This window comes from Pseudomonas sp. NPDC086251 (genome assembly GCF_044746405.1).
In the GTDB taxonomy this organism is placed as follows: Bacteria; Pseudomonadota; Gammaproteobacteria; order Pseudomonadales; family Pseudomonadaceae; genus Aquipseudomonas.
This window is the reverse complement of the sequence record NZ_JBIVBY010000001.1, coordinates 677,202-700,690: the sequence shown is the minus strand read 5'-3', so window position 1 is coordinate 700,690 and position 23,489 is coordinate 677,202. Positions and strand designations below refer to the sequence as shown.

Here is a 23,489-nt window from a genome sequence, read left to right as displayed (position 1 = left end):
CCTTCAAATGTGGGAGCGAGCCTGCTCGCGATGGTCGTTAACGATGACGCGTTTTAACAGGATAAACGCGGTGTCTTTGAGTTCATCGCGAGCAAGCTCGCTCCTACAGTTGATTGGGGTGTCTGGAAGAACACGATCTCATGTGCGAGCCTGCTCGCGATGGACGTCAACGATGACATGTTTCAACTGAATAACCGCGGTGCCTGTGAGTCCATCGGGAACAAGCCCGCCGGGTTGTCGGGAAGAACACGATCTAATGTGGGAGCGGGCTTGCCCGCGAAGAGGCCCGCAAGCACACCACACATCCACCAGAAAAAAGGGGACTGCGCCGTTAAGCGAGCCCCCTTTGCAAACACTGGATCGACTTACCAAATCGGCAACGTATAGCTGACAATCAACCGATTCTCATCCAGATCACTGCCAAAACTGGTCGAGCGCACCGTCGCATTACGCCATTTCACCCCGACATTCTTCAGCGGACCACTCTGCACCACATACCCAATATCGGTATCACGCTCCCATTCCTTGCCTTCCGGGCGGTTGCCGCCCAGATCGATGTTGTCACCAGTGAGGTAGCGAGTCATAAACGTCAGACCCGGAACCCCCATCGCCGCGAAGTTATAGTCGTAACGCGCCTGCCAGGATTTTTCGTCCTTGCTGGCGAAGTCGCCGATCTGCACGAAGTTCACCAGGAACGCATCGGCGCCGTTGACATAGGCATAACCCGTGTCCCCACTCATGCCCTGATAACCCAGCCCAAACGCGTGCCCGCCGAGGCTGTAGGTGAACATCGCGCCAATCGCATTGTTGTCGACGTTACTGCCGCCATCATCGGTGGAACGAGCGAAACGCAAATCCGTCTTCAGCGATTGCCCCGTGGTCACCGGCAACACGTAAGTCAGGTTCACCAGGTGCTGGCTGTAGAAATTGTCGAGGTGACCATAGCTATAGCCAGTGGCGAGGTTGCTGGTCCATTTGTAATTCAGACTGGCGAAGTCGAAGCTGTCGCTGTCCAGATGACGCGTGGTGATGCCCTTGGCGCCGGTGCGAGTGATGCCCATGTCCTCGTAGTCCGAGGAGTCGCGCTGGTTGACCTGCGTCAGGCGCCCGGCATCCACGGTCAGGCCTTCGAGTTCCAGCGACGTCAACTGACCGCCCTTGAAGGTTTGCGGCAACAACCGAGAATCGTTGGCCAATAGCGTCGGCAGTTTGGGCAGCAGGGTGCCGAGTTTCAGCGTACTTTTCGAGGCCCGCAGTTTGGCGGTCAGGCCCAGTTCGCCGTATTCGTCCTGCGCGCCTTTGCTGGTGTCACTATGGCGTTTGAGCAGGCCGGAACCGGCGCGATCGGGACTGGAGTCGAGTTTGACGCCAAGCAGGCCAATGGCATCGAAACCGACACCGATTAAGCCTTCGGTGAAGCCGGATTCGTAGCGCAACAGAAAACCCTGCGCCCATTCCTCTTGTTTGGATTGAGGTGCGTTGGTCTGGCGATAGTCGCGATTGAAGTAGAAGTTGCGCAGCTCAAGGCTGGCCTTGCTGTCCTTGATAAAGTCAGCAGCGGCGGGGGCCGAGAGGCTGATGACACCGCCGGCCAGCAGCAGTCGGGTAGCGAGATTGCGGGTGTGACGATCCATGGTGAAGCCCCTTTGTTTTTATTATGGAAAAGCAGGTCCCGCGGCCCTCGCCAGACAGGCGAGGGCTGATCAATAAAAAACGCGAACGCCGAAAAGAGAGGAGCGTGGCGCCGCGTGCGGTTCAATCGTTAGAACTGTTCGGCGCTGAGGCCATACAACGAGCCGCTGCCCGCGCGGATGGATTGCTCCAGGCTTGAAATGCGCGGCAGCAGGCGGTGGATGTAGAAGTCGGCGGTGGCGATTTTTGCGCCATAAAACGCGGGGTCTTCGCTGTGTTTTTTCTTCGCGACCTGAGCCATGCGCGCCCAAAGCCAGGCGTAGGCGACGTAGCCGAACAGGTGCAAATACTCCACCGAGGCGGCGCCGACTTCGTTGCGGTTGGTCGCGGCCTGGTCTTGCAGCCAGTCGCTGAGGTCTTCCAGGCGCTGCACGGCATCGAGCAATTGAGCGGAGTAGGGCGCATCGGGCTGATCGGCAAATTGACGGATCTGGCCGGTGAACTGGCGTAAAGCGATGCCTTTGTCGGCAAGCACTTTGCGACCGAGCAGGTCCAGCGCCTGAATGCCGTTGGTGCCTTCGTAGATCTGCGCAATGCGCACGTCACGGACCAATTGTTCCTGGCCCCATTCGCGGATGTAGCCATGGCCGCCGAACACCTGCTGGCCGTGGATGCAGCTTTCCAGACCGGTGTCAGTGAAGAACGCCTTGGCAATCGGGGTGAGCAGCGCCACCAGGTTTTGCGCGCTGTCGCGTTCCTGCGCATCATCGGAGAACTTCGCCAGATCGAGTTGCTGCCCGACATAACTGGCGAACGCGCGGCCGCCTTCGGTCATGGCTTTCATGCTCAGCAGCATGCGGCGCACGTCGGGGTGAACGATGATGGGATCGGCGACTTTGTCCGGGGCCATTGCGCCAGTCGGTGCGCGGCTCTGCACACGTTCACGGGCATAAGCCACGGCGCTCTGATACGAGGCTTCGGCGCAACCGATGCCCTGAATGCCGATGGACAGGCGTTCGTAGTTCATCATGGTGAACATCGCCGCCAGGCCTTTGTTGGCTTCGCCGACCAGCCAACCGCTGGCGCCGTCGAAGTTCATCACGCAGGTGGCGGAGGCCTTGATGCCCATCTTGTGTTCAATCGAACCGCAACTCACCGCGTTGGGTTTGCCGAGGGAACCGTCGGCATTCACCAGCACTTTAGGGACGACAAACAGCGAGATCCCTTTCGGCCCTGCTGGAGCGTCCGGCAGTTTGGCCAGCACCAGATGCACGATGTTTTCGGTCAGGTCTTGATCGCCACCGGTGATGAAAATTTTGCTGCCGGTGATGCTGTAGCTGCCATCAGCCTGGGGTTCGGCGCGGGTGCGGATGATCCCCAGGTCGGTGCCGGCATGGGCTTCGGTCAGGCACATGGAACCGGCCCAACGGCCTTCGTACATCGGCGGCAAATAAAGGTTTTTCAGGGTGTCGCTGGCGTGGGCATCCAGCGCCAGGCAGGCACCGGAACTCAACGCCGAATACAGGGCAAAACTGGAATTGGCGCCGTAGAGCATTTCTTCAAACTGCACCGCGAGCATCTTCGGCATGCCCATGCCGCCGAAATCGGCGTTGCCGGACAGGCCTACCCAGCCACCTTCGATGTAGGTGGCGTAGGCCTGTTTGAAACCGATCGGCGTGCTGACCTGGCCGTCGAGCCACTGCGCGCCTTCTTCGTCGCCGCTGCGATTCAGCGGGGCAATCAGGTGCGAGGTGACTTTGGCCGCCTCTTCAAGAATGGCGTCAGCGGTGGCGGCGTCGACATTGTCGGCCAGGGCCGGCAGACGCGCCCACAGGGCCGGGGCGTCGAACACTTCGTGCAGCACAAAGCGCATGTCGCGCAGCGGGGCGTTGAATTCGGGCATAACGTGAACCTCAATCGGACGGTTGTACGGTGGGCACGGCGCCGTGGAACGGGCCGTGCCTTTGCAATCAATGGCTGGAAGCGCTGGCGGCCCCGAGGCCGGTCTGGGCGCGAACGAACTGGTCGGCGAAGGCGTCACGTTCCTTGCCGGCGCGCACGCTCTGGTCGAGTTTCGACACGACCACGATCACCAGGAACGCCAGCGGCATGGAGAACAGGGCCGGGTGGTCGTACGGGAAGATCGCGTGAGCATGACCGAGCACGGTGACCCACACGGCTGGCGAGAGGATCACCAGCACCAGCGCACAGATCAGGCCGGCGAAACCGCCGATGATCGCGCCTTTGGTGGTCAGGCCTTTCCAGTACATGGCCATGATCAGCACCGGGAAGTTGGTCGAGGCGGCGATGCCGAAGGTCAGGCCGACGAGGAAGGCGACGTTCATCTTCTCGAACAGAATGCCCAGCAGAATCGCGATGATCCCAAGGGCGACAGTGGCCATGCGGGTCACGCGCATTTCCTGTTTCTGCGTGGCTTTGCCTTTCTTGAACACCGTGGCGTAGAGGTCGTGGGAAATCGCCGACGCACCGGCCAGGGCCAGCCCGGAGACCACCGCGAGGATGGTGGCGAACGCGACCGCCGAGAGGAAACCGAAGAACAGGTTGCCGCCGACCGCCTTGGCCAGGTGCATGGCGACCATGTTGCCGCCGCCGATCAAGGCGCCGCCGACTTCACCGTTGACGTAGTACTGCGGGTCGGTGCCGATGATGACCATCGCGGCAAAACCGAGAGTGCAGACCACCAGGAAGAAGAAACCGATGAAGCCGGTGGCGTAGAACACCGACTTGCGGGCTTCCTTGGCGTTCGGCACGGTGAAGAAGCGCATCAGGATGTGCGGCAGACCCGCAATCCCGAACACCAGGCCCAGCGACATCGACGCGGTGTTGATCGGGTCGGCGAGCATCGAGCCGGGGCCCATGATGTTCCAGCCACTGGCGTGAGCCTCGACGGCTTTGGTGGCCAGGGTTTCGTAGCTGAAACCGAACTGCGACATGGCCATCACCGCCAGGGTCGTGCCGCCGGCCAGCAGCAACACGGCCTTGATGATCTGCACCCACGTGGTGGCGATCATGCCGCCGAAGATCACGTAGACCAGCATCAATGCGCCGACGATCACTACAGCGACCGGGTAATCGAGACCGAACAACAATTTGATCAACTGACCGGCGCCAACCATCTGCACGATCAGGTAGCAGCACACGACGGTCAACGAACCGAACGCAGCGAAGATCCGCACTTTGTTCTGGTCCAGACGATAGGACACGATGTCGGCGAAGGTGTAGCGACCCAAGTTACGCAGGCGCTCAGCCATCAGAAAGGTGATGATCGGCCAGCCGACAAAGAAACCGATGGTATAGATGAAGCCATCGTAGCCCTTGGCGAACACCAGGCTGGACAAGCCCAGCAGCGTGGCGGCGGACATGTAGTCACCGGCAATTGCCAGACCGTTCTGGAACCCGGTGATGCCACCGCCAGCGGTGTAAAAGTCGGAGGTGGATTTGGTTTGCCGCGCCGCCCACCAGGTGATGGCCAGCGTGCCGAGGACGAACACAAAGAACATGCCGATCGCATGCACGTTCAGCGGTTGTTTTTCGATGGCGCCCAACGCGGGCGCCGCCAGTACAACGGAGGCCGGCAGCAGCCCGGCACCGGCGAGGAGCAGTTTACGAAGCAGGTTCATTACTTGCTCTCCTCAAGAATGGCCGCGCCCAGTGCATCGAAGCGGGTGTTGGCGCTGTAGACGTACCAACCGGTCAGCAGCCAGGAAAAAATGATGATCGCCGCGCCAACCGGCATGCCCAACGTCAACATCCGATGTTCGCCCAGCGGTGCGTGCAACCACTGCGGGGCAAACGCCACCACCAGCATGAACAGGTAGTAAGTGCCCAGCACGGCGGCGCTCAACGACCAGGCCAGGCGCGAACGGCTGCTGACCAATTGAAGGAATTTCGGATTGCTCCGAATGCGTTCACATCGTTGGGTATCGGTTGAATGGATGTCGATCATGGGTGGCTCCACATTGTTTTTGTTATCAGTGTTTTGAGTCGGGCAGGGCCGAATTCGGCGTGCACGAACCCGAGGCGGCAGGTAAAAGCACCTGCCGCCTGGTGGGTACAACGCTGGTTCGGTTAGAGCGCTTTAGCCCTGTCGCGCAGGACGTACTTCTGGATCTTGCCGGTAGACGTTTTCGGCAACAGGGTGAAGATCACGGTGCGTGGCACTTTGAAACCGGCCAGGTGCTCGCGGCAGAAACTGATGATGTCGGCCTCGCGAACGTCCTGGTGATCGGCCTTCAAGGTGATGAATGCGCAAGGCGTTTCGCCCCATTTTTCATCGGGACGGGCAACCACCGCCGCTTCCATCACACCGGGGTGGCGGTAGAGCACACCTTCAAGCTCGATGGTGGAAATGTTCTCGCCACCGGAAATGATGATGTCCTTGAGTCGGTCCTTGATCTCGACATAACCGTCCGGGTGACACACCGCCAGGTCGCCGGTGTGGAACCAGCCGCCTTCGAAGGCTTCGGCGGTGGCGGTCGGGTTTTTCAGGTAGCCCTTCATCACGGTGTTGCCGCGCATGAAAATCTCACCGATGGTCTGGCCGTCCCGTGGGGTCGGTTCCAGCGTCTTCGAGTCGCCGACCATCACGCCTTCGAGCGTCGGGTAGCGCACGCCCTGACGGGATTTGATTTGCGCCCGTTCATCCAGCGGCAACTCATCCCATTCGGCATGCCAGGCGCAGAGGGTCACCGGGCCGTAGGTTTCGGTCAGGCCATAGACGTGGGTGACCTTGATGCCCATTTCTTCCACGGCACCGATCACTTTGGCCGGTGGCGCCGCACCGGCGACCATGGCGTTGACCGGGTGATCGATGGCCGCTTTCGCCGACTCGGGCATGTTGACCAGCGCGTTGAGCACAATCGGCGCCGCACACAGGTGAGTGATCTGATGCTCGCGGATCAGCGTGAGGATTTTCTGCGGATCGACCCGGCGCAGGAACACATGCACGCCGGCCAACGCGGTGATGATCCACGGGTAGCACCAACCGTTGCAGTGGAACATCGGCAGCGTCCAGAGGTATACCGGATGGTTGCCCATGGCCCAGGTCATCTGGTTGCCGAGTGAGTTCAGGTAGGCGCCGCGATGGTGGTAAACCACGCCTTTGGGGTTGCCGGTGGTGCCGGAGGTGTAGTTCAACGAGATGGCTTGCCATTCGTTCGCCGGCCATTGCCAGGCGTAATCCGGGTCGCCTTCGGCCAGCAACGCTTCATAGTCCAACTCGCTGACGGCCTCGCCTTCGCCGTATTCCGGGTCATTGACGTCGATCACCAGCGGCGGGTGATCGAGCATGCCGATCGCCGCGTGAATCACACTATGAAACTCGCGGTCGGTGATCAGCACCTTCGCCTCGCCATGCTGCAGCATGAAGGCAATGGCTTCAGCATCCAGGCGCACGTTGAGCGGGTTGAGCACGGCGCCGATCATCGGCACGCCGAAGTGCACTTCGAGCATCTCGGGGATGTTCGGCAGCATCACCGCCACGGTGTCGTTCTTGCCGATGCCACGACCGGCCAGCGCCGAGGCCAGGCGTCGGCAACGGGTGTAGGTCTGCGCCCACGTGCGGCGAATCGAGCCATGGATGACGGCGGGGTAGTTGGGGTAAACGCTGGCGGTGCGCTCGATGAAGCTGAGCGGAGACAAGGCAATATGATTGACAGCCGCAGGGCCTAGCCCTTGTTCGTAGATCGACATGACGGGTACTCGGTGGCTGATTGTTAGCTCTATGGATGACCTTTAAGCGTAGCCGCTGAGGTCATCTTTTATGTCCGGTTTGCTTTATATAACAATCTGCCATTGATATGGAAGTACAACCTACGCAGTATAGTAGAACTACTATATTGCCTTCTTGCGACACCAAATGAATGCTGCCATACCTATGAGGCCGGTATATCCTTGGCGTCCCCAACGAAGCGGACCTGTGATGAGCCTGACTCCCGTTCGATTGCACAGCTGGTTGCGCCTGCAGCGCGAGGGTGTGTCCCTGGCCGCCCGGGCCGATGCGTTGTGCCGGGCGTTGCAGGATTGTCCCGAGGTGCGCCGGGCGGTTTATCTGAGCTGGCAACCCCAGGCCGGGATTTACAGCCACGAAGGCGCCGCGCTGCATTTTCCACCGGGGTTGGGCGACCCTGCACTGGCCAGCGATCAGCTGCTGTTCGATCGGCTGGTCGAGGACGGGCGTCTGGACCTGGCTCAGGTGCGTCAACTCGACTGCTGGTTGTCCGGCCGATTGCGCCGGGCCGCCATCAGCCATGGCCAGGTGTTCGATCTGGCCTTGCAGCCCGGGCAGGCCGGATTGCTGCTGGTGGAAGTGTGCGAGGGCGTGAGCCTTGATTGGCTGGGCTGGGTGCAGGATTTGCTGACCACTTTGCTCAGCAGCGTCAATGGCATGCTGCGAGGCTCGCCGCTGTTGGGCCACGATCCGCAACCAAGTCTGTTGCTCGACGCCCAGGGCCGACCGCTGGAGTTCAATGCGGCGCTGTTGGCGCTGCTCGCGGAAAAACCGCTGACCGATGTTCTGGGCTTTTTGCCGGTCAATCACCGGGTGCTGGTACGCGCCTGTCTCGATCAGCAACGTGCCATTGAAGGGGTCGAGGCGCAGTTCGAAGCGCAGATCCTGATCTGGACGTTTATCCCCGATCCGCAGGACAACCGCGTGCTCGCCCGTTGCCGCGACGCCACGGCGCAAGTGCTGGCCGAGCGCGAGGCCACCAAGGCGCGCCGGCTGTACCGGCTGATCATCGAGAACACCACCGACCTGATTTCCCGTCACACACCGGACGGGCGCTTTCTCGATGCATCGCCGGCCTCCTGGACCTTGCTTGGCTACTGGCCCGAAGAGTTGCGCGGGCAATTGGCCCAGGGCCTGTTCCATGGCCACGACCTGGCCAATCTGGTGCAGCGTGCGCGCGATGCCCTGGAGCAGGACGGTTATCACACCATGACCTATCGCATTCGCCACCGGGCCGGGCACTATCTGTGGTTCGAAACCGCGAGCCGGGCGATTCGTGAAACCTACACCGGTGCGGTGGTTGAAGTGGTCAGCGTCTCCCGCGACATCACTGCCAGGGTGCAGGCCGAAGAAAACAAGCGACGCCTGGCCGAGGTCGTCGAGGCCAACACCGATCCGGTGTTGTTCATCGACCCCGAAGGGCAGGTCACCTACCTCAACCCCGCCGCGCGGCGCATCCTCGGGATTGACGAGGAACAGTCGATGCCGGCCCTGGGCGAGTTGTTCGCCAGCGCCGACCTCGCGCGTTTGCAACGGGATGGCTGGAGCAGCGCCGAACGCGATGGGGTCTGGAGCACCGATGCACGGTTGCAACCCCCGGCGGGCGGTACGTCGGTGCCGGTGTCGCTGGTACTGTTGGCGCACCGTGCGGCCGGTAACGAGCGCTATTACTCATTGGTGGCGCGGGACATGACCGAACGTGAACTGCGCGAAGTGCAGCAGCGCCGCCATCAGGACGAGCTGGCGCACACCGCGCGCCTGGTGACGCTGGGTGAACTGGCGTCGGGCATTGCCCACGAGATCAACCAACCGCTGGCCGCCGTGGTCAATTACGCCAATGCCAGCCAGCGCTATCTACAGACAGTGGGTTCCAATCCCCAAGCCGCCGAACGTGTCGCGCAAGGCCTGGAGCGCATCACTTATCACGCTACCCATGCGTCGGAAGTGATCCGGCGTCTGCGGGCGTTTCTGCGCAAAGGCCAGCGCCGCATGCAAGCGCTCAACTTTACCGACGTTGCTCGTGAGGCCGTGCGTTTGTGCGCCTGGGAGGCGAGCAATTGCCAAGTGACAATCGAGGATCGGCTGCCGGATAATCTGCCGCCCGTTTATGCCGACCGGGTGTTGCTGGAGCAAGTCCTGCTCAATCTGTTGCGCAACGCCATCGATGCCAACCGCGAACAACACCCCGGCCAGCCTTCGCTGATCGTGATGGCCGCGGGGCAGGGCAGTGGTGCCATTGTGGAAATCAGCGTGCAAGACCAGGGGCCGGGCGTCAGCGAGCCCGAGCTGGAACAGATTTTCACCCCGTTCTATACCAGCAAGGCCGATGGCCTGGGGCTCGGGCTGTCCATGAGCCGCAGCATCGTCGAAGGTTTCGGTGGCGAATTGCAGGCCCGGCGTCAGCCTGTCGGGTTGCTGATGTGTTGCCGCTTGCCGCTTGCCGGTCCAACAAAACAACAACAGGAATAACCTAATGTCAGGTGTGACGGAGCACGTGGTGTATGTGGTCGACGACGACCAAGGCATGCTCGATTCAACGGTCTGGTTACTGGAGTCGGTCGGCCTCAAGGCCCTGCCGTTTACCAGTGGCGTCGAATTTCTCAATGCCTGTGATGCGACGCTTGATGCCTGCGTGCTGCTGGACGTGCGCATGCCCGGCATGGGCGGGCTGAACGTGCAGGAAGAAATGCGCGCCCGCGAATTGAACCTGCCGATCATTTTCGTCAGCGGCCACGCGGACGTGCCGATCGTGGTGCGCGCCTTCAAGGCCGGCGCCCATGACTTCATCGAGAAACCCTATAACGAGCAATTGCTGCTGGACAGCGTGCAACAGGCGCTCAGCAATTGCGCGGCCAATCGGTCCGGCAATCAGGGCCACGAAGCCTTGCAGGCGCGTTTGCTCACACTGACCCCACGGGAACGCGATGTGTTGTTGCCGCTGGTGCAGGGTTACACCACCCGTGAAATCGCCGAGCAACTGGGGGTCAGCGCCAAAACCGTCGACCTGTATCGCTCGCGGGTGATGAAACGCATGCAGGCCAACACCTTGCCAGACCTGGTGGGCATGGCCATCGCCGCTGAACTGATCGACCCACTGAAGCTGCGTTGAGGCCTCACGTTTTCTGCTGAACGTCTATGCTGGGCTAACCGATCACAACCCTCTGCAGCGATCTGCAAGGAGGCAGTCATGGTGCCCACGCCCGTCACCGAAAAGACGTTCAGTCGCAACCTGCTCGATGTCCTGATTCGCGCCGGACTCATCGTCATCCTGGTGTTGTTCTGCTTTCAGATTTTCAGCCCATTCCGCGACCTGATGCTGTGGTCGGTGATCCTGGCGATCACCCTTTATCCGTTGCAAAAGCGTCTGATGGCCGGGCGCAGCCTCAAAGAGGGGCACGTCGCGACGCTGATCATCTTGATCGCCATCGTTATCCTGATGGTGCCGATTTACCTGTTGGGCACCTCGATTGCCGACTCGGTCGAAAAAGCCATGAATGTGGTCAGGGAGGGCGGGGTGCACATTCCTCCGCCGGCCGATTCCGTCGCCGGCTGGCCGGTGGTGGGGAAACCGCTGTCGGCGGCGTGGCTGCAGGCCTCAACCGATCTTCCGGGTTTGACCGAGAAGTACATCCCGCAGATCAAAGGGGTCAGCCTGACCTTGTTGAGCAAACTGGCTGGCGTCGGCATGGGGTTCCTGACCTTTATCTTCGCCCTGATCATCGCCGGCATTTTCATGGCCTATGGCGAAGGCGGCAGCCGCAGCGCGGTACAGATTGCGAGCCGCGTCAGTGGTCCGGCCAAGGGGCCGAAAATCGCCGAACTCTGCACCGCGACGATCCGTGCGGTGGCGCTGGGGGTGGTCGGTATCGCGTTTATCCAGATGCTGCTGGTGGGCCTCGGTTTCGTCCTCAAAGGCGTCCCCGGTGCAGGCCTGCTTGCCTTGGCGGTGTTGCTGCTCGGCATCATGCAGTTGCCCGTGACGGTGATTACGCTGCCCGTGATCGTCTACGTGTTCGCCACCGAGGGCGCCTCCACCGCGACCATCGTCTTCGCCATCTATGTGTTTGTGGCCGGTCTGGTGGATAACGTACTCAAACCGTTGCTGCTCGGGCGCGGGGTCGATGTGCCGATGCCGGTGGTGTTGATCGGGGCCCTGGGCGGGATGGTGACCGGCGGCATTATCGGGCTGTTCATCGGCCCGGTGGTGCTTGCGGTGGGCTATCAATTATTCTGGCAGTGGGTGCAGGATCGGCCGCCGGAAGAACGGCTGTAAACGTCGACGTGAGCGGTGGTTTGCCTGCGGCCCAGTATGTTCAAGGCTACATAGTAGCCGACGGGCTGCGCATGCCTGGCAAGCGGCGCGCCTATCGACGCATGCCCGATGGCCAGGCCGACAGCGACGCGCTGCTGGTGGCGATCGATCTCAGCGACATCAGCTACACGTAATGCCAAGCGGAGGAATGAATCATGACCGTGCATTCCTGGGAAAAACTCTACCTCGATGACCTGAGCCTCGGCCAGGTGTTCGACAGCGACAGCCTCCACGTCGAGCGAAGGAAGATGTTGGCGTTTGCTCAGGAGTACGACCCGCAACCGTTCCACCTCGACCCGGAAGCCGCCGACCTGAGCCTGTTTCGCGGCCTGGCGGCGAGTGGCTGGAACACGGCGGCCCTGACCATGAAACTGCTGGTGGCTAGCGTGCCGCTGGCTGACGGGATCATTGGCCTGGGGATTGAATTGAGCTGGCCGACGCCGACCTACCCCGATGACACGTTACGTCTCACCACCACCGTCCAGGCGATCGAACCGTCCGCCACCAAGCCCGACCGGGGCGTGGTGACCATGCTCATGGAAACCCGCAATCAGCACGACAACGTGGTGCAGCGTGCCACCGGCAAACTGCTGGTGTTCAGACGACCGCCGCCTGACTGAGAAAGTAGTCATGGCTGTATGGCGCGCGCATGATGGGTGAAGCCATTTCACCGTTCCGTTGCGCGTGTTCTCTGTCGATTGCAGGGACCGGAGGAGGCGTTTTGAAACCATTTTTGCCCAGGCCCAGCGCCACCACGATGAACATGTTGCGCGAAGGGTGCCTGCAACGTCGTGATGCTGTGCCGCAAGCGTTAACGGAACAAGCGGTCATTCCGGGCATCCCGAATGCGCGCTACTGGCTGGACCATGACCTGACGTCGTTCATCCGCGATGCGAGCCTGGCCAACGATCGAGAGATCGCGGCGCTCACCGGCACAGGGATCAGGGATGACGTGTTGCCACTGGGTCATTACCTGGCGATTTCGGGAGGCGGCGACGCCGGCACCTTCGCGGCGGGCATCATTGCCGGATGGACCTTGCACGGGAGCCGGCCGATGTTCAAGGTCGTCACCGGCATCAGCGCGGGTGCCCTGGTCGCGCCGTTCGCTTACCTGGGGCCTGACTATGACCCGGTGATTCTGGGGATCTGCAGCGCCATCGGTCCCAAGGACGTTTTCCATTCGCGAAGTGTCCTGACCCGGCTGGCCAGCGACGGTATAGCGGACAGCAAGCCACTGGCGCGACTCATTGCCAAGTACATCACCGCCGAGGTGCTGGCGGCCATCGCCGCGCAATACGCCAAAGGACGAATGCTGATGATCGGCACCACCGACCTGGACGCCGGGCGGCCCGTCACCTGGAACATGGGCGCCATCGCTTCCAGCGATGCCCCCGGCGCGCTCCACCTCTTTCGAAACATCATGGTTGCGTCGATGAGCATTCCCGGCGCCGTCTCACCCGTGATGATCGATGTCGAGGTTGACGGCAAACAGTATCAGGAAATGCACGTGGACGGCGGCGTCCTCACTCAGGTGTTCCTTTACCCACCGGGCACCGTGATGGCGCTCAACAGCGTGACCGGCGCACGCCTACGGCAGGGACGACAGTTTTATGTCATTCGCAATGGCAAACTGGTGCCGCAGTGGTCCGGCACCAAGCGCCGTACCTTGAGCATCGGCGGTCGAGCCATCAGCACATTGATCCAGACTCAGGGGATCAGTGACCTGGACCGGATCTACCGAATTGCCCAGCAAGACGGTGCGGACTTCAACCTGGCGTACATCGGCGCTGATTTCCACTTCCCGCGCAATCAGAAATTCGATGGCGAATACATGAAGCGCTTGTTCGATTACGCCTTTCAACTCGCCGCGAAAGGCTACCCGTGGCATAAATCGCCGAGCTCCTGAGTACGGCGCAGGTCCCGCCCACCCCGTATAGATTTCACTTATAGCCGCAGCAAGATTCAGTATTATTGTTTCGCCCACGAAGCTGTTCCACTCCCGCTATCAATCCACGCGGGAGGGTGCTTCATGTTGCTAGTGACAGGTCAGGACGATGCGGACATCAACCGGCACTGGATGAGTTGTGTGGTCCCGAGACCGATCGGCTGGATTTCCACACTGAGCAAGGACGGCGTGCCGAACCTGACGCCCTACAGTTTCTTCAATGCGCTGTCAGAGAAACCGCCGATGGTGATGTTTGGCTCCAACGGCCGCCATGCTCACGGTGCAAAAGATACGGCTGGAAACATCCTCGAAACCGGTGAGTTCGTGGTCTACATGGCCACCTATGACCTGCGCGCTGAAGTGCGGGCTTCCAGCGAAGCGGCCCGGCCTGAGGTCAATGAGTTTGATCGGGCGGGACTCGAATGTGAGGCGTCAGCGCTGGTGATGCCGCCGCGCGTTAAAGCGTCGCCCCTCCACATTGAGTGCGTGCTGCTGAAGGTCGTCGAACTCCCCTCGGAGATTGAAGAAAACCTGCTGATTATCGGGCAGGTGGTCGGCTTGCACATCAATGACGCCTGCCTCACCGAAGGGCGTATCGATCTTTCCAGCGTCCGGCCACTGGCCCGGCTTGGATACGGCCAGTTCGCAACGATTGCCGAAATCTTCAAAGGTGCTGCCTGAGGAACCGGACAAATTCTCGCGCCAGTTGCGACGGCTCTTCCTGGGTGGGAAGCAGGAGTGCAATTTCATATTTGATCGGCGGTGAGAATGGCTTGAGCACCAAATGTCCGGTGAATGGCAGGCTGACGACCGGGTCGATGATCCCGACGCCCATGCCGGCACACACCAGTTCGCAGGCGGTGGAGAAGAATTCTGTCTCGGCCACCACGTTCCAGGATGCCCCGTACGCGGAAAAGGCCATGGCCGACTGCTGGTAGATCGGATCACCCTTGAACAGTGAAACGAACGGCACGCCATCCAGGTCCGCCGGCGTGATCACGTCCAGTGCCGCCAGCGGGTGGCCGAGCGGCACCATGCACTGGCATTCGTACGAAATCACCTCCATGTTCGAGGTCGGGTAGTCGAGGGGCAGTTCGGCGATAGCCAGGTCAAATTGCTGCGTCGACATCAGTTCGCGAACTGACTGGGAGTTGCGGGTGATGATCTTCAGTTGCAGCCCCGGACGCTCCTTCGCGAACTCGGCCATCAATCGTGGCAACAGGTTGATCGAGATACTGGCGTACGCGGCAATGGCCAGGTGGCCGCGTTTTCCGGTGCGAATCTCCTTGGCGATGCGATGGGTTTTCTCGACCGCCTCCAGCGCGCGTTCGGCCTCGACAAAAAACAGTCGCGCTTCGGGGGTGGGTTGCAGGCGACCGCCCTTGCGCACGAAAAGCGTCAGGCCGGTTTCATGCTCCAGATTGGCAATGGTGCTGCTGATAGCAGGTTGAGAGATGCCCAAAAGCTCGGCAGCACGGGTCATGGTGCCGTGGATCATCAACGTTCTGAAGCACTCAAGTTGCCGGATTCGCATGGCTCACCCTATAGATTTCACTTATACAGCGACGACTTTATATTATTGGTTTGCGGTTTTCCTCTGTGTTTTCCTTGACGTCAGGTACCCGGCCTTCAGGCCATTAGCCGTGCACGAGGAGAACCACACAACATGACTGCAATCACGACGATTTACCCCGGCGAACTGGTCCGCTTGCCTGCCCGGCGTGGGGTAGCGATCCGCTTGAAACGGGGGCAGACCATCAAGCTGATCAACACCCATGGACAGCAGGTCGTAGACACGTGGGCGTTCAACCCCGACGACCTCAGCGAGGCCATGTCGATGGAGCACAGCCGTCCCTTCTGGTTGAAGCTCAACCCACGGCAAGGTGACAGCCTCGTCACCAACAAACGCCGGAAAATCCTGACGCTCATCGAGGACACCTCGCCGGGCATCCACGACACGCTGGTCGCTGCTTGCGACCCGACGCGCTATGAGCAGCTGGGGGTGATCGGGCATCATGACAGCTGCAACGAAAACCTCTTTCTGGCTTTGGATGCCCTCGGCCTGGTGGCGCCGGAAACGCCGAGTCCGTTGAACCTGTTTATGAATGTGCCGGTGCATCAGGACGGGCGTATCGAGTTTGCGGCGCCGGTCAGTGAGCCTGGGCAATACGTAGCGCTGCAGGCGGAAATGGATGCGATCGTGGTTTTTTCTGCCTGCCCGCAGGACATTACCGCCGTCAATGGAATGCGGCCCCGGGACGTTCACTACAGCGTCACCTGACGCCAGACAACGCCTGCCGGTGGACGCTGTCTGCCGGCAGGGCATTGAATTCGTCGCCCAACAAAGACAGGTGTCCGGAGTAAGCCATGCGCAAAATACCCCCATTGAATTCCGTGCGCGCGTTTGAGGCGGTCGCACGTCACCAGAGTTTTTCCGCGGCAGCCAACGAACTCTCCGTGACAGTCGCTGCGGTCAGCCATCAAGTCCGCCAACTGGAAGACGGGCTGGGGCAAAAGCTCCTGGAGCGAGGCCGGACGGTGACGCTGACCCCGGTGGGTAAAACCATTTATCCGCTCTTGCGCGACGGCTTCGACCAGATTGCCCAGGCATTTGCCCTGATTGATGCCCCCAAGGAGGGGGATGCCATTCAGGTCTCCACCACGCGCGCATTTGCCGAGCGCTGGCTGATGCCTCGCCTGGCCAATTTCAACGACATTTATCCAGCGATCCGGGTGCACATCCATGCCTCGGAGAAGGTCGTGGACCTGCGTTCCGAAACGGTCGATCTGGCGATTCGGTACGGCCCGACCGATGCCGGCAGGCAAGGCCCCGTTCTGTTCGACGATCAGTACATCGCTGTCGCGGACCCAAGCATTTGCCCTGTCGACCGCGCTCCCACGATCAACGACTTTCACCACCGTTCACTGCTGGCGTTCAAATGGAAGAATCAGGCGCTGCAGGCGCCTTCCTGGTCCGCGTGGCTGGCCCGGGTCGAGCACGATACCAACCGGGATTTCCGCATTTCCTGGTACAGCGAAGAAACACTGGCCCTGCATGCGGTAGAGCGGGGGTTGGGGCCGCTGCTGTGCAGCACGGTATTGATTGACGATGAGCTGCGCTCGGGGCGTATGCGTCGAGTGACGGGACCGGCGTTGCCAGGTTTCACCTACCACCTGATCGAAGACCCAAGGACCGATTCGCGTCGCAGCGTGTCATTGTTTCGCGACTGGCTGTTGAGCGAGGCGAAAGCGTTCAGGGACAACGCCCTGAACGAGGTGTCAGCCGGTCGGCTCGCGCTTTCGTCCTGATGCCAAGGGCCGTCTCGATCGCCAGATCATGGTTGCTCCGATGAGGTTAGCGAAAGTGACGAGCAATCAGGCGGGCGACAGTTCGCGTTGACGTTCTTCAATCATTTGCTTGACCAGCACTGGGACAGCATCGAACGCATCGGCGATGGACGCTTCGTGGCGAGCGTCCCCAAACTCCTGATAGTCGATGGAGAGGACGTGGGTTTCATTCACCCCTAAATAGTGCGCGCAGGTCTGGATATGCGTGTCGAGGTGGTTCATCTTTTCGCGCACGCCGCCCGGGCCAAATCCAAACTCGCCACGGGAAGACAAAATCACCAGCTTCTTGCCGCTCATGATCGGTTCCAGCGGGTAATCGCCACGGGCCAGATCAAAGGTGAAGGTCTTGCCGATACGAATCACTTTATCGAACCACGACTTGAGGGCGGCGGGCATACCGTAGTTGTACATCGGGGTGCCCATGACAATGACGTCGGCTCGATCGATTTCGTCGATCAACGTGTCCGAGAGCCGGATCTCCTCGCGTTTTTCCGGCGTCAGGTGCGCCTCGGGGGTAAACACTGCGCCAATCCAGTCCTCCGTCACGAAAGGCGGAGGGTTGTGGCCGACGTCACGGGTAATGACGTGCGTCTGGTCATCGTGCTCGATCCAGGTGTCGACAAATGCCTTCGACAGTTTGCGACTCAGGGATCGATCAGTTCGGGCGCTGGCGTCGATGTGAAGAAGAGTGGTCATGGAGGACTTCCTGTTAAGCCAGAGGCGGAATTGCCTCGGCGATGGAAACAAGTGGGCCACGACTGTCGATCATCCAGCTATTGATATTTATTTGAAGCGTGTCAAATAAAACTCAACCAGCGAGTTTTATTTGTTAGCGGGATTAAAGCACTGGCCTGTTTGATGTTAGAGGGAGTGTTTTCAGGCGTTGGCAACCTGCGCAGTTGATGTTTTCTCAAGGGCGCAATTTTTCTAAAGTCGCGTTTAGTTATTATCAATTACATAAAAGCCTGCACCTCGCTTTAATGGCTCCGGGCGATTCAAGTGGTCGCCGTTCAGCGAGGAAAATAATAATGTCTACCCGTCGTCAAACTGAAAATAGCTTAATTAGCGAGGCCAACTATGATGCGCTGGGCATTGAACCTGTGCCCGATAGCCATCGTACTTCCAGTCCGTTGGACCAGTTCTGGATTTGGGCCGGTGCGAACGTAGCGCCCATCAACTGGGTGCTGGGTGCCATCGGTATTCAGTTGGGCTTGAGCCTGATTGAAACCCTGCTGGTGATTGCGGTCGGCAATCTGCTGGGCGCCGCATTGTTCGGCGGTATCTGCATCATGGGCCACCGCACGGGGGTGCCGCAGATGGTGCTCTCGCGCTTGGCGTTCGGTCGGCGCGGCGCCTACCTGCCCACCATCATGCAAGTGTTGATGCCCATGGGCTGGGTGGCCACCAACACCTGGATCGTCCTTGATCTTGCGGTGGCCGCCCTGGAAAAGATCGGGATCAGCGGTGGCATGGAACTCAAGTACGGCATCGCGTTGATCGTGATGGTGATCCAGGTCGGCATTGCTGCCTGGGGCTTCAACGCCATCAAGTGCTTCGAGCGCTACACCATGCCGGTGATCCTGCTGATCATGGTGGTGATGACCGTGCTGGCGTTCACCCACGTGGACGTCCAATGGCACGCCTCGACCACCGAGGGCATCGGCAAACTCTCGGCCATGAGCAGCCTCATGACCGCGATAGGCATCGGCTGGGGCATTTCGTGGCTGGTCTACGCCTCGGATTACACCCGTTTCACCCAAAGCCAACTGTCTGACGGCCAGGTGTTCCGCTCGACCTTTCTTGGCATGTTCCTGCCCACTGTTTGGTTGGCGTTTCTGGGGGCAGCCATCGCGTCAGCCGGTGGCGGCTCGGACCCCGCGCAACTGATCATTGCCGTGTTTGGCACGATGGCGTTGCCGGTCCTGCTGGTGCTGCTACATGGCCCGGTCGCCACCAACATCGTGGTTATTTATTCGGCGGCACTGGCCACGCTGTCGCTGGATATTCGCGTTCCGCGCTGGGTGGTCTCGACGGTGTCCGGGGTGGTCGCACTGTTCATGCTCTATCTGTTTCTGCAATCCGGTGAGTTTGTCCATGCCTTCGAAAACCTGATGGTGTTTTTCGTGGTGTGGATCAGTCCGTGGGCCGGTATCACCCTGGTGGATTTCTTTTTGCTGCGCCGCGGGCAAGTCGATCTGAAATCGCTTTATTGCCATCACTCTGAAAGTGCATGCCGTGATGTGAACTGGCGAGGTGTGTTTGCGCTTGCAATCGGTGTATTGGCGGCGTGGTTATTTCAAGTCGGAACCATTAAGTCGTTGCAAGGGCCGATGGCAATGGCATTGGGCGGAATTGATTTGTCATGGTTGGCGGGATTTGTCGTGGGGGGTGGCGTTTATTACGTGTTGCACCGTTCACGGCGAACGGAAGTTATCCAGTCGTCGCTCCTTGTGAAGTAAGCGTTCATCAACTCCGGATAACTTTTCATTGGTAAAAGAGGTAAGTGTAAATGTCTCATCTTGAACAATTCAATGTACTGACGGCGTTGAATGCTGGCGCTGAAGTCGATGCGTTTCTCGGTAACGTCGTCGAAATTGCGATCGTGACGCGGGATCACCAGCGAACCATGGATGGCTTGCTCAAGCTGGGTATCGGTCCCTGGCGCGTCTACACCTTCAGCCCGGAAAACACCCAAAACCAGACCTATCGTGGCGAGCCCGCCGAGTTTGTCCTGAAAGTCTGCTTCGCCCAGTCGGGAAACATGGTCTGGGAGCTGATGGAACCGGTATCCGGACCGACGATTTTCGCGGACTTCCTCGACGCGCATGGCGAAGGTATCCAGCACGTCGCTTATGACTGCAACAACATCCCGTTCGAAGAGCGCATCACCGAGCTCGAACGGCGGGGCTTCAAGTGCGTGCAGTCGGGCTCCTGGATGGGCGTGAATCATTTCGCCTTTTTCGGCACCGAGGCGGATACCACCACCGTATTTGAAACCTATGCATTCCCCGCGGATTGGGATTACCCGGAACCGGAGCAATGGTATCCACCACGGGCATAAAGCTACGGCGGCAACGCCTCAGCGTGTGGTCAAGCCCGGCGCTGAGGCTTTCAAAACACAGCACAACGCCTGGAGTACGGCATCATGAACACCGTTCGCATGGATAACATCAGTTGGGTCGACTACGAGCGTCGCGTGAAGTCGGGCGCGGTGGTTTTTCTGCCGATTGGCGCGACTGAGCAACACGGCCCGCACTTGCCTCTGGGAACCGACGCCTTGCTGGCCAGTGCAATCAGTGAAGACGTGGCCAGGGAAATCGACGGGGTCGTCGCGCCAGCGCTGTCCTATGGGTACAAATCCCAGCCGAAGTGTGGAGGAGGGCAGCACTTTTGCGGCACAACCAGTGTGGATGGGGCGACCCTGATCGCGATGGTCCGGGACGCCGTCCGCGAGTTTCATCGTCATGGCGTGAAGCGCCTGGTGCTGGTGATCGGTCACTACGAAAATCAGTGGTTCGTCACCGAAGGCATCGAGTTGGCGATGCGTGATATTGGCGCGCAGGCCGGTTTGGAGGTCATGCGTCTGGAGCACTGGGAGTTCGTTCAATCAGCAACGCTCGACAAGATCTTTCCGGACGGTTTTCCGGGGATTGCCCTGGAACACGCTGCAGTCATCGAAACGTCGATGATGCTGCACTATCACCCGCAGATGGTTGCTCTGGAGCAGATTCCGGATCACGGGCCCGCTGAGTTTCCGGTCTACGATATGTATCCGACCCGTACCGAATGGGTGCCAGAGAGTGGCGTGCTGTCCTCTGCACGTGGCTCCAGCGCCGAAAAGGGAAAATGGCTGGTGAATGATGTGATCAGCGGGATCGTCCAGGCCGTGCGGTTCGAGTTCAGGCTCGATCACACCGTGAGGTAATCCACGACCGAGTCAGCTTTCGAAGCAGGACACCAGGAAGCTCATCACCGCCTGCACGGCCGGGGTGTGGCGGATGTCGCTGTGGACCACCAGCCACACGTCCCGCGCCAGGTCTGCGCCAACCGACGGCATCGTTTGCAGGCCGTAACGGTCACCCAGAAAATAGGGCAGCGCAGCGACACCGGCGCCTGCTTGCGCGACGGTGGCCTGGATATTCAGATCATTGCTGCGCAGCAGGATCGGTCGATCACCCGCTTGTTTCTTCAGCCACGCCTGCTGCGGGGATTGCTCCATGGTTTCGTCGTAGGCGATGAACACCCGATCTTGCGGCGCGGTATTGGCCAAATAATCCGCCGAGCCGTACAGGTGGAACGGCACGGTGGCGACCTTGCGTGTCACCAGATCCGGTTCCTTGGGGCGACTGAGGCGCACGGCAATGTCGGCTTCCCGTCGCGACAATGAGGCACTGCCCAGGCTGCCGATCAGGTGCAGGGACAACTGCGGATAGTGCGCGCGCAATTCATTGATCCGCGGCGCGATCAACGCGCAGGCCAGCGCTGGCGGGGCACTGACGGTGACATCACCGGCGTAGCTGTCCTGCCCGGCGAGCGCGGTGCGTTGCACGGCGAAGGACTCGCTTTCCATGCGCCGGCCCAACGCCGCAATGCGTTCTCCGTCCTCGGTGAGGAGGTAGGCGCGCGGGCGTCTGTCCACCAACTTGAGGTTCAGCGAGCTCTCCAACGCGCTGATGCGTCGCGCCACGGTGGCATGGTCGACCTTGAGCTTGCGTGCCGCCGCCGATAACGATTGTTCGTGGGCGAAGACGATGAAGTAGCGCAGATCCTCCCAATCGAACATGGGCGTTTTCTCACATGAAGGGTGAATAAATGGGGAATTTTGCCCCAACGGCAAGCCTGCAAGAATCCTGCAAGACCTGACAAGCAGGTTTCAAGCATTCAGCGGTTTGCCGAGTGTTCATCGCACGACTTGACGAGGAAACAGCCATGTCAAAATCAACGCCTCTCGCCTATGCCGGGATTGTCGGTGCCACGTTTTTCTGGGGCACCAACTTCAACGCCGGTGCCTACATCATCAAGAGCATGGCACCGATCAGCGCGTCCATTGAGCGCTTTTCAATGTCTACCCTGTTGCTGCTGTTGATTTTCGGCCTGGCCGGCAAATTGCGTCTCGCTACGCTGAAGAACAATCTGCCGGCGTTTATCGGCCTGGGCCTGCTGGGTTTTACCGCCTTCAACCTCGCGACCTTCTTCGGTCTGCAAACCACTACGCCGATCAACGGCGCATTGATCCTGGCGACCACGCCGCTGTGGACGATGATCTTTGCGGTGCTGCTGGAAGGCGAACGGATTGATCGCGGCCGAGCCATCGGTCTGATCCTTGGTTTGCTGGGGGTTGGCCTGGTGATTACCCGTGGCGATATTCACGTATTGCTCGGACTGAAAGTGGCCACCGGCGACGCGATGATTCTGGCCGGCAGCATGGCCTGGGCGGCGAACATGGTTGGCACCCGGCGTTTCGTCAAAGACGCGACACCGCTGGAAACCACCAGCTTCTCGATGTTGTTCGGAGTGATTGGCCTGATCGTACTGGGCTTCATCTTTGAAGACCCGATCGCCAGCATCCGTAGCGCCTCACTGTCGGTTCATGGCGCCGTCATCTACCTGGCCGTGTTTGGTTCGTTGATCGCGTACTTGCTGTGGTTCAAGGGCATCCACGCGATTGGCGCGGCGCGGACCTCGATCTTCTTCAACCTGGCTCCTGTGTTCACCATGCTGGTGTCCTCGCTACTGGGCGTGGTGCCCAATATCTGGCAATTGCTGGGCGCGGCGGGCGTGATTCTTGGTGTGGTGTTCGCCTCGGGGCTGGTGTTCGGCGCGGCCCGACCCGCCGTGGTGAAAGACCGCAAGGACTTGAAAGAGACAGCCGCCTGATCGCTCAGGTCGGATTGAAACTCAGTGCGGACTCCTGCAATCGATATCGGCTATCCATCACGATTTCAGGTGGTCGCGCACTGTGAGGCGGGGTTATCAGGTGCAGGAGGAGGATGAAAAAAACCGTCGGGTTCATGGTGCGTTGAAACGCCTGGAGCTCTGGATCAAAGACCGATCATGTCCCGATGGACTTCCAGGGAATTGCGCTCCACCCAGTTGTGCGCCAGCCGACCGTCAGGACGAACTTCCCACACCGCCGTACCGAGCATTTCAAATGGACTGTTGCACGAGCGTCCGCCGATAAACCCGTTGTTTTTTCCGGCCAGTTTCCAGCGCGAGGCGACGCGAGTGCCTTCGGCATTCTGGAACGTCTCGATACTGCCGAATTCGAAATCTTCGATTTTCGACAGGAACACGCCAATCCATTCAATGAAGGCCTCCCGGCCGACAATGTCGACGCCGCCCGACGTAATAACGAAGTCTTCGGCGACGAAGCGTGCGGCGGCCTGCGGGTCTTTTGCCTGCCAAACCTCACGCCAAAAGCTTTCAACTAGTTCTACCGCTTTATTGCCTGTCATGTGGAAATCCTCGTAGTGATGGCTTGATCATCGGAGTTTGCGATCCAG

General features: G+C 60.0%; 21 protein-coding genes. 12 read left to right on the top strand and 9 right to left on the bottom strand.

The features are described 5' to 3' along the window. Positions 1-365: 365 nt before the first annotated feature. The 5 genes from ACIPL2_RS03095 to ACIPL2_RS03075 all read right to left on the bottom strand — a co-directional run bounded on the left by ACIPL2_RS03095 (position 366) and on the right by ACIPL2_RS03075 (position 7,344). Positions 366-1,634: an OprD family porin gene (locus ACIPL2_RS03095; protein WP_401352875.1), complete on the bottom strand. Its 1,269-nt coding sequence runs from the start codon at positions 1,632-1,634 to the stop codon at positions 366-368. A gap of 128 nt (positions 1,635-1,762) precedes the next feature. Next, the gene (locus tag ACIPL2_RS03090) at positions 1,763-3,535 is read right to left on the bottom strand and encodes an acyl-CoA dehydrogenase C-terminal domain-containing protein (RefSeq protein ID WP_401352874.1); all 1,773 of its coding nucleotides are present in this window, start codon (positions 3,533-3,535) and stop codon (positions 1,763-1,765) included. A 67-nt stretch (positions 3,536-3,602) separates the two neighbouring features. Continuing rightward, positions 3,603-5,273: a cation acetate symporter gene (locus tag ACIPL2_RS03085; RefSeq protein WP_401352872.1), complete on the bottom strand. Its 1,671-nt coding sequence runs from the start codon at positions 5,271-5,273 to the stop codon at positions 3,603-3,605. Next, complete coding sequence (locus ACIPL2_RS03080) at positions 5,273-5,599, bottom strand: DUF485 domain-containing protein (RefSeq protein ID WP_401352870.1); 327 nt, start codon at positions 5,597-5,599, stop codon at positions 5,273-5,275. Before ACIPL2_RS03080 ends, ACIPL2_RS03085 begins: the two co-directional genes overlap by 1 nt. Positions 5,600-5,721: 122 nt before the next feature. Then, positions 5,722-7,344, bottom strand: a complete 1,623-nt coding sequence (locus ACIPL2_RS03075; protein WP_401352868.1) for an acyl-CoA synthetase — start codon at positions 7,342-7,344, stop codon at positions 5,722-5,724. Between the two features lie 229 nt (positions 7,345-7,573). Between ACIPL2_RS03075 and ACIPL2_RS03070 the strand changes: the two genes are divergently transcribed. The 6 genes from ACIPL2_RS03070 to ACIPL2_RS03045 all read left to right on the top strand — a co-directional run bounded on the left by ACIPL2_RS03070 (position 7,574) and on the right by ACIPL2_RS03045 (position 14,319). Continuing rightward, positions 7,574-9,850, top strand: a complete 2,277-nt coding sequence (locus tag ACIPL2_RS03070; RefSeq protein WP_401352867.1) for a PAS domain S-box protein — start codon at positions 7,574-7,576, stop codon at positions 9,848-9,850. A 4-nt stretch (positions 9,851-9,854) separates the two neighbouring features. Next, positions 9,855-10,490: a response regulator transcription factor gene (locus ACIPL2_RS03065; RefSeq protein ID WP_401352866.1), complete on the top strand. Its 636-nt coding sequence runs from the start codon at positions 9,855-9,857 to the stop codon at positions 10,488-10,490. A gap of 78 nt (positions 10,491-10,568) precedes the next feature. Beyond that, positions 10,569-11,654 carry an AI-2E family transporter gene (locus ACIPL2_RS03060; RefSeq protein ID WP_401352864.1) on the top strand — a complete coding sequence of 362 codons (1,086 nt, stop codon included), beginning with the start codon at positions 10,569-10,571 and terminating at the stop codon, positions 11,652-11,654. 194 nt (positions 11,655-11,848) lie between these two features. Continuing rightward, on the top strand, positions 11,849-12,313 hold the full coding sequence (locus ACIPL2_RS03055) for a MaoC family dehydratase (RefSeq protein WP_401352863.1): 465 nt from the start codon (positions 11,849-11,851) through the stop codon (positions 12,311-12,313). A 143-nt stretch (positions 12,314-12,456) separates the two neighbouring features. Next, a complete protein-coding gene (locus tag ACIPL2_RS03050; RefSeq protein WP_401353360.1) occupies positions 12,457-13,599 on the top strand; it encodes a patatin-like phospholipase family protein in 1,143 nt (380 codons plus the stop codon). Between the two features lie 123 nt (positions 13,600-13,722). Next, entirely contained in the window at positions 13,723-14,319 is a 597-nt protein-coding gene (locus ACIPL2_RS03045) for a flavin reductase family protein (RefSeq protein WP_401352861.1), read from the top strand. Here the strand turns inward: ACIPL2_RS03045 and ACIPL2_RS03040 are convergent. Further along, a complete protein-coding gene (locus tag ACIPL2_RS03040) occupies positions 14,303-15,172 on the bottom strand; it encodes a LysR family transcriptional regulator (RefSeq protein WP_401352859.1) in 870 nt (289 codons plus the stop codon). The genes ACIPL2_RS03045 and ACIPL2_RS03040 overlap by 17 nt on opposite strands. A 132-nt stretch (positions 15,173-15,304) precedes the next feature. On the opposite strand from ACIPL2_RS03040, the gene ACIPL2_RS03035 reads away from it, so the two are divergent. Together ACIPL2_RS03035 and ACIPL2_RS03030 are read left to right on the top strand one after the other, a co-directional pair. After that, entirely contained in the window at positions 15,305-15,919 is a 615-nt protein-coding gene (locus tag ACIPL2_RS03035; RefSeq protein WP_401352857.1) for a DUF1989 domain-containing protein, read from the top strand. 86 nt (positions 15,920-16,005) lie between these two features. Beyond that, positions 16,006-16,947, top strand: coding sequence for a LysR substrate-binding domain-containing protein (locus ACIPL2_RS03030; protein WP_401352856.1), 942 nt, complete (start codon positions 16,006-16,008; stop codon positions 16,945-16,947). A gap of 66 nt (positions 16,948-17,013) precedes the next feature. On the opposite strand, the gene ACIPL2_RS03025 is transcribed toward ACIPL2_RS03030, so the two are convergent. Then, on the bottom strand, positions 17,014-17,682 hold the full coding sequence (locus ACIPL2_RS03025) for an FMN-dependent NADH-azoreductase (protein WP_401352855.1): 669 nt from the start codon (positions 17,680-17,682) through the stop codon (positions 17,014-17,016). Between the two features lie 332 nt (positions 17,683-18,014). On the opposite strand from ACIPL2_RS03025, the gene ACIPL2_RS03020 reads away from it, so the two are divergent. The 3 genes from ACIPL2_RS03020 (at position 18,015) to ACIPL2_RS03010 (ending at position 20,911) form a co-directional block, all read left to right on the top strand. Then, positions 18,015-19,445 carry a purine-cytosine permease family protein gene (locus tag ACIPL2_RS03020; protein ID WP_401352854.1) on the top strand — a complete coding sequence of 477 codons (1,431 nt, stop codon included), beginning with the start codon at positions 18,015-18,017 and terminating at the stop codon, positions 19,443-19,445. A 50-nt stretch (positions 19,446-19,495) separates the two neighbouring features. After that, the gene (locus ACIPL2_RS03015) at positions 19,496-20,047 is read left to right on the top strand and encodes a VOC family protein (RefSeq protein ID WP_401352852.1); all 552 of its coding nucleotides are present in this window, start codon (positions 19,496-19,498) and stop codon (positions 20,045-20,047) included. Between the two features lie 84 nt (positions 20,048-20,131). Then, a complete protein-coding gene (locus tag ACIPL2_RS03010; RefSeq protein ID WP_401352850.1) occupies positions 20,132-20,911 on the top strand; it encodes a creatininase in 780 nt (259 codons plus the stop codon). A 12-nt stretch (positions 20,912-20,923) separates the two neighbouring features. Here ACIPL2_RS03010 and ACIPL2_RS03005 read toward each other — a convergent pair whose 3' ends face one another. Beyond that, on the bottom strand, positions 20,924-21,769 hold the full coding sequence (locus tag ACIPL2_RS03005) for a LysR family transcriptional regulator (protein WP_401352849.1): 846 nt from the start codon (positions 21,767-21,769) through the stop codon (positions 20,924-20,926). A gap of 146 nt (positions 21,770-21,915) precedes the next feature. On the opposite strand from ACIPL2_RS03005, the gene ACIPL2_RS03000 reads away from it, so the two are divergent. Continuing rightward, positions 21,916-22,863, top strand: coding sequence for a DMT family transporter (locus ACIPL2_RS03000; protein WP_401352848.1), 948 nt, complete (start codon positions 21,916-21,918; stop codon positions 22,861-22,863). Positions 22,864-23,027: 164 nt separating this feature from the next. Here ACIPL2_RS03000 and ACIPL2_RS02995 read toward each other — a convergent pair whose 3' ends face one another. Beyond that, on the bottom strand, positions 23,028-23,441 hold the full coding sequence (locus tag ACIPL2_RS02995; RefSeq protein ID WP_401352846.1) for an ester cyclase: 414 nt from the start codon (positions 23,439-23,441) through the stop codon (positions 23,028-23,030). Positions 23,442-23,489 lie beyond the last annotated feature (48 nt).

Bases quoted from the DNA above. Each gene is read 5' to 3' on its own strand.
- ACIPL2_RS03060 (WP_401352864.1), top strand. From the start codon at position 10,569: ATGGTGCCCACGCCCGTCACCGAAAAGACGTTCAGTCGCAACCTGCTC.
- ACIPL2_RS03035 (WP_401352857.1), top strand. From the start codon at position 15,305: ATGACTGCAATCACGACGATTTACCCCGGCGAACTGGTCCGCTTGCCT.
- ACIPL2_RS02995 (WP_401352846.1), bottom strand. From the start codon at position 23,441: ATGACAGGCAATAAAGCGGTAGAACTAGTTGAAAGCTTTTGGCGTGAG.
- ACIPL2_RS03050 (WP_401353360.1), top strand. From the start codon at position 12,457: ATGTTGCGCGAAGGGTGCCTGCAACGTCGTGATGCTGTGCCGCAAGCG.
- ACIPL2_RS03025 (WP_401352855.1), bottom strand. From the start codon at position 17,682: ATGACCACTCTTCTTCACATCGACGCCAGCGCCCGAACTGATCGATCC.
- ACIPL2_RS03065 (WP_401352866.1), top strand. From the start codon at position 9,855: ATGTCAGGTGTGACGGAGCACGTGGTGTATGTGGTCGACGACGACCAA.
- ACIPL2_RS03085 (WP_401352872.1), bottom strand. From the start codon at position 5,273: ATGAACCTGCTTCGTAAACTGCTCCTCGCCGGTGCCGGGCTGCTGCCG.
- ACIPL2_RS03075 (WP_401352868.1), bottom strand. From the start codon at position 7,344: ATGTCGATCTACGAACAAGGGCTAGGCCCTGCGGCTGTCAATCATATT.
- ACIPL2_RS03015 (WP_401352852.1), top strand. From the start codon at position 19,496: ATGTCTCATCTTGAACAATTCAATGTACTGACGGCGTTGAATGCTGGC.
- ACIPL2_RS03005 (WP_401352849.1), bottom strand. From the start codon at position 21,769: ATGTTCGATTGGGAGGATCTGCGCTACTTCATCGTCTTCGCCCACGAA.
- ACIPL2_RS03030 (WP_401352856.1), top strand. From the start codon at position 16,006: ATGCGCAAAATACCCCCATTGAATTCCGTGCGCGCGTTTGAGGCGGTC.
- ACIPL2_RS03080 (WP_401352870.1), bottom strand. From the start codon at position 5,599: ATGATCGACATCCATTCAACCGATACCCAACGATGTGAACGCATTCGG.
- ACIPL2_RS03045 (WP_401352861.1), top strand. From the start codon at position 13,723: ATGTTGCTAGTGACAGGTCAGGACGATGCGGACATCAACCGGCACTGG.
- ACIPL2_RS03040 (WP_401352859.1), bottom strand. From the start codon at position 15,172: ATGCGAATCCGGCAACTTGAGTGCTTCAGAACGTTGATGATCCACGGC.
- ACIPL2_RS03095 (WP_401352875.1), bottom strand. From the start codon at position 1,634: ATGGATCGTCACACCCGCAATCTCGCTACCCGACTGCTGCTGGCCGGC.
- ACIPL2_RS03090 (WP_401352874.1), bottom strand. From the start codon at position 3,535: ATGCCCGAATTCAACGCCCCGCTGCGCGACATGCGCTTTGTGCTGCAC.
- ACIPL2_RS03070 (WP_401352867.1), top strand. From the start codon at position 7,574: ATGAGCCTGACTCCCGTTCGATTGCACAGCTGGTTGCGCCTGCAGCGC.
- ACIPL2_RS03055 (WP_401352863.1), top strand. From the start codon at position 11,849: ATGACCGTGCATTCCTGGGAAAAACTCTACCTCGATGACCTGAGCCTC.
- ACIPL2_RS03000 (WP_401352848.1), top strand. From the start codon at position 21,916: ATGTCAAAATCAACGCCTCTCGCCTATGCCGGGATTGTCGGTGCCACG.
- ACIPL2_RS03020 (WP_401352854.1), top strand. From the start codon at position 18,015: ATGTCTACCCGTCGTCAAACTGAAAATAGCTTAATTAGCGAGGCCAAC.
- ACIPL2_RS03010 (WP_401352850.1), top strand. From the start codon at position 20,132: ATGAACACCGTTCGCATGGATAACATCAGTTGGGTCGACTACGAGCGT.